The sequence below is a fragment of the Okeania sp. SIO3I5 genome, assembly GCF_010672085.1.
In the GTDB taxonomy this organism is placed as follows: Bacteria; Cyanobacteriota; Cyanobacteriia; order Cyanobacteriales; family Microcoleaceae; genus Trichodesmium.
On the sequence record NZ_JAAHHT010000027.1, the window covers coordinates 61,043 to 66,757 of the forward strand.

Below are 5,715 nucleotides of genomic sequence, written 5' to 3' on the forward strand. Positions count from 1 at the left end.
TCTAATTTCTCTGGAAAAAATCTTGATAATTGGGGGGAGAGAAAGCAGAATATTTTGATGAGGGCGTTCTGAATAAGACTCGTTCTAAGACTGATCTAAATTTCTCATAAGTTATTAATACTAAGACCTGATTTATTAGGGGCGATATTTAGAAATCTTTGTAGTTAACTCTCTGCTATTTTCTGCAAAATTAAATTACAGCTATTCAGGAATAGGGAATCGGTGGAAAGATAATTTTCTGGAGTAGAAAATATGAAGACTCGGTAATTATTATTCCTGCTTTTAACTTCTCCCCACAACTCCCACAACTCCCACACTCCCTACTCCCTAATCAAACATAATTATTGCTCTGCTGATTAAATCTAAAAGTATTTACAGATAAAGGTTTTAGCCGTTTTAGGTCTTGAACAAACTACAATATTTTTCCTCTTTAGAGCTGCATAAAGTTAGAATGAAAGGGTTGACGCGAGGCAGAAAAACCAAGGGATAATTCTTCCTCCTGCCTTCTCTAAATTCCTTACTCCTCCTGTCTCCTGTCTCCTGTCTCCTGTCTCCTACCCTCACCCATATTTTTTCAGCAAACCCTAATTAAATCATGGAACTAATTGCTGAATTCTTGCTAGGGGAATTTCTACCCATTCAGGACGAGAGGTAAGTTCATAGTCAAGTTCATAGATGGCTTTTTCTAATAGATAAATGTCTAAAAGTACCTGTATTTCTTGTTCGCTTTGAGGCAAAAATGAACTTGATTTTGTATTCTGAAGATAGGCTTTTAAGAATGATATACTAACCCATGTATACCAAAATGTAGACCATTGTTCCATTGCCAATAAGTTTTCAGAACGAATCATCCCATTTTTAATTTCTTCCCGGAAAGCAACATTAGCTGCATAATAAAATGACTCTAACATTACTGCAATATCTCGCAGTAAAGAACGTTTCATTCGACGTTCATTTAAAGGTCTGGTAGCTTCTCCTTCAAAATTAATAATGACAAAATCTTTACCCGTAAATAAGATATTTTCTAAATGATAGTCTCCATGGCAACGGGTACGCATAGCAGTAATTTTTCGTTCGACTACAGAACTTAAATGTTCCATAATTCGGTCTTGACGATTAATTACACTTTTAGCTAATTGTTGTCTATCTTCTGAAAATTTTGATAGGTGTTTTTTCAACTTTAATAAAATCTTGCCTGTTTGATTTCTCATGTATTGATAAACCGACCTTTGATAAAAAGGCGTAAATTGTTCTGGAGAAAAATTCGGGTTTTCTAGATCGGAGGCTAAAGTCTGATGAATATCTGCTGTAACTTTTCCTAAATTTTCCGCTAAATTGAGATAAGAACCAATAACATCGTAGACTGATTCAGTAATCTCAGTATTCAAACTATTATTAACAGTAATTTCGGGAATTTCTAAATCATTTACAGATACTTGTTCTACCATTATTCTGTCAAAATAATCCCTCAGAATATCAGAGGTATATGACCAACCATCTCTTGCTTCTGGAATAAATTCTTCTAATATGCCAATCGTAATTAAATTAGTTCCTTCCCGCTGATATTCTAGATATCCTAATATTTGAGATATATTCCCTTTAATTGCTGAATTTTCACTTCTTGATACCTCTGTTAAAAAGTTACCATTTTCTAATTCTGGATTAATTCCAGATTCTAGTTTATGGAAAAGTTTAAGTATTAATTTTGTGCCGAAATTAATCAAAGTTTTATCGTGTTTTTCCAATAAAATATGTGGCTGAATATCTTCTGTAGTTGTCTGCATTATCTCTGCCAAGACATCAGTCGTATTTCCCTGAACAAAACCACTATTTCCTTGATATTTTTGGTTTTTGTTTATCGCTGTTAACGGTATATTTAAAAAATCTTTTTGTGCCAAAACATCAAACAAAATTCCCGATTTATCTTGTTGCTGTATTTCTAATTCAGCAATAATTTTTTCTGGAGGAATTTGAGAATTTATTTCTGACTTATCTAAATAGCTCAGAGGAATTAAATAAATTTCTGTCGCACCTTCTGTATAGTGAAACTCTATCAACACTAAAACCGTTTCTTTCTCTCCATCATCAATCGAAATTACCTCTATTATCTCCGTATATTGAATAACCTTATTTTTACCTCCAAACCAGGGATAGCTACTCAAATAATTAGGTAAAATTGACTCTAACTTCTTCTTACTTTCCGACTGAGAAAATACATCTTTCCAACTTTCTGAAACTGTCAAAACAGGAAGTTTACTCAAAGGTCTTAAAGTTTCAACATAACTTTGTTGTAGCTGTAAAGTAAACCAATAAAAAGCATAAGGACTTAAACTAAAAAAGTAAGGCTCCCCCTGAATAGTCGGAAACTTAGTTCGACCAAAAATTTCCACAGGCACCATACCATTAAAAGCCGATAAATCTAACTCTACAGTTTGTACAAAACGGGAGAGATTAGCTACTACCAAAATATGTTCCCCAGAGTAAGTCCGAGTAAAAGTCAAAACCTTCCTATTTTCAGGATGTAGCAACTCAAACGAACCACGTCCAAAAGCTTGAAAACGTTCCCTAGTAGAAATCAAACGCTTCATCCACCACCACAAAGAATTAGAATTAGACCGTTGAGCTTCTACATTAATCGTTTCATAGTGATACTCAGGGTCAACAATAACCGGAGCATATAACCTTTGGGGATTAGTACGACTAAAACCAGCATTCCGATCAGCACTCCACTGCATAGGAGTCCGCACACCATTACGATCGCCCAAATAAATATTATCCCCCATGCCTATTTCATCCCCATAATATAGAACCGGAGTACCAGGCAAAGACAAAAGTAAACTATTAAGCAACTCTATTTGCCGACGGTCATTTCCCAAAAGAGGAGCTAAACGGCGACGAATACCCAAGTTTATTCTTGCTTGGGGATCTTGGGCGTAAACATTATACATATAGTCTCGGTCTTCATCGCTCACCATTTCTAGGGTTAGCTCATCATGGTTCCGCAAAAATAACGCCCACTGACAATTATTAGGAATAGAAGGAGTTTGCTTGAGAATGTCAGAAATAGGAAAATTATCCTCCATCCGCAAAGCCATAAATAAACGAGGCATCAAAGGAAAATGGAAATTCATGTGACATTCATCCCCACTGCCATAATACTTAGCAGCATCCTCCGGCCATTGATTAGCTTCCGCCAATAACATTCGGTTGGGATATTTCTGGTCGATATGCGAGCGTATTTTTTTCAAGAAGACATGGGTTCCCGGCAAATTTTCACAGTTAGTACCCTCTTCAACACAAAGATAAGGCACCGCATCAAGACGCATTCCATCAACTCCCATACTCAACCAAAAATCTGCTACTTCTAAAACTGCCTCTTGTACTGCGGGGTTTTCGTAGTTAAGGTCTGGTTGATGATAAAAAAAGCGATGCCAATAGTAAGCTTGAGCTACAGAGTCCCATGCCCAGTTAGAATTTTCAAAGTCTTGGAAAATAATGCGGACTTCTGGGTACTTATCAGCACTGTCGCTCCAAACATAAAAGTCTCTTTCTACACTACCTTTAGGAGCGCGACGCGCTCTTTGGAACCAGGGGTGTTTGTCGGAGGTATGGTTAACTACAAGTTCGATGATGACGCGAATACCTCTGTGGTGGGCAGCGTCGAGAAATTCTTGAAAGTCTTCTAGGTTGCCGTAGATGGGGTTGATAGTTTTATAGTCGGCAATGTCGTAACCGTCGTCTCTGAGGGGGGAGGGGAAAAATGGTAGAGTCCAGATGGCTGTTATGCCTAGGTCTTGGAGGTAGTCTAATTTTTCTGTAAGTCCGCGAAAGTCTCCTATTCCATCACCGTTACTATCGGCGAATGCTCGAACTGGTGCTTCGTAAATTATGGCGTCTTTGAACCAAAGTGGGTCGTTTTTTAGCATGGGGTTATTTCAGTTATCAGTTATCAGTTATCAGTTATCAGTACCTCTGGCGCTCACCATCGGGATTGAAATAATGAACTGTTATTTTTTCATCCCTTATCCAAGGGGAGGCGTATACCCTCTTTTTTTTTGGTAAGGTTTTCTCTTTCTATAGTTGAAGATTTCAGGTAATTATAGCTGACAGAACTCAAATAGAGAGTGTGGGGAGTGTGGGGAGTGTGGGAGGTGGAGGAGGAAATTTTCAGTAGATAGATACACTCAAATATTTTCTGGTAGTGGAAATCAACTCTCAGTTCCCTTGCTCTCTAGGTTTGATGCTCTACTGTTGCGTATAGAGCAATAGTCAGATTTCACAATTGTTTTTTTGATTCTGAATTTACTAATAATTCTTTCTCACCACAGGAAATTTCCACTCCAGAGAAACGCTCAAATATTTTCTGGCAGTAGAAATCAACTGTGAGTTGCCTTGCTCTCTACGTTTGATGCTCTACTGTTGCGTATAGAGCAATAGTCAAATTTCACAATTGTTTTTTTGATTCTGAATTTACTAATAATTCTTTCTCAGCACAGGAAATTTCCACTCCAGAGAAACGCTCAAATATTTTCTGGTAGTGGAAATCAACTCTCAGTTCCCTTGCTCTCTAGGTTTGATGCTCTACTGTTGCGTATAGAGCAATAGTCAGATTTCACAATTATTTTTTTGATTCTGAATTTACTAATAATTCTTTCTCAGCACAGGAAATTTCCACTCCAGAGAAACGCTCAAATATTTTCTGGTAGTGGAAATCAACTCTCAGTTCCCTTGCTCTCTAGGTTTGATGCTCTACTGTTGCGTATAGAGCAATAGTCAGATTTCACAATTATTTTTTTGATTCTGAATTTACTAATAATTCTTTCTCAGCACAGGAAATTTCCACTCCAGAGAAACACTCAAATATTTTCTGGTAGTGGAAATCAACTCTCAGTCACCTTGCTCTCTAGGTTTGATGCTCTACTGTTGCGTATAGAGCAATAGTCAGATTTCACAATTGTTTTTTTGATTCTGAATTTACTAATAATTCTTTCTCAGCACAGGAAATTTCCACTCCAGAGAAACACTCAAATATTTTCTGGCAGTGGAAATCAACTCTGAGCTACCTTGCTCTCTAGGTTTGATGCTCTACTGTTGCGTATAGAGCAATAGTCAAATTTCACAATTGTTTTTTTGATTCTGAATTTACTAATAATTCTTTCTCAGCACAGGAAATTTCCACTCCAGAGAAACACTCAAATATTTTCTGGCAGTGGAAATCAACTCTGAGCTACCTTGCTCTCTAGGTTTGATGCTCTATTGTTGCGTATAGAGCAATAGTCAAATTTCACAATTATTTTTTTGATTCTTGATTTACTAATAATTCTTTCTCAGCACAGGAAATTTCCACTCCAGAGAAACACTCAAATATTTTCTGGTAGTGGAAATCAACTCTGAGCTACCTTGCTCTCTAGGTTTGATGCTCTACTGTTGCGTATAGAGCAATAGTCAAATTTCACGATTATTTTTTTGATTCTTGATTTACTAATAATTCTTTCTCACCACAGGAAATTTCCACTCAATCGAATCTTTCCATCCATACCTCAGTGAAAAATCACCAATATTGTCATTTTATGAAGCTCCTAAAAAAATCGGCGCGTCAAAGGATTTTCCCTTGCATCTTCAGAAAAATTTTGATATCATAAAATTTAGCTGGGGTTACTCGCCCATACGCATGACTTTTTATTCAACCAAAATCTTTACTCAGAGGCAATCAAA

2 protein-coding genes are annotated in these 5,715 nt (G+C 36.8%); both read right to left on the reverse strand.

Going from position 1 to position 5,715, the window contains the following annotated elements:
* Positions 1-164: 164 nt before the first annotated feature.
* On the reverse strand, positions 165-317 hold the full coding sequence (locus F6K40_RS08580; RefSeq protein ID WP_293134155.1) for a hypothetical protein: 153 nt from the start codon (positions 315-317) through the stop codon (positions 165-167).
* Positions 318-593: 276 nt separating this feature from the next.
* A complete protein-coding gene (treS, locus tag F6K40_RS08585; protein WP_293134158.1) occupies positions 594-3,926 on the reverse strand; it encodes a maltose alpha-D-glucosyltransferase in 3,333 nt (1,110 codons plus the stop codon).
* Positions 3,927-5,715 lie beyond the last annotated feature (1,789 nt).

Excerpts from the sequence above, each read along its gene's own strand:
- treS (WP_293134158.1), bottom strand. The coding sequence starts at position 3,926 with ATGCTAAAAAACGACCCACTTTGGTTCAAAGACGCCATAATTTACGAA.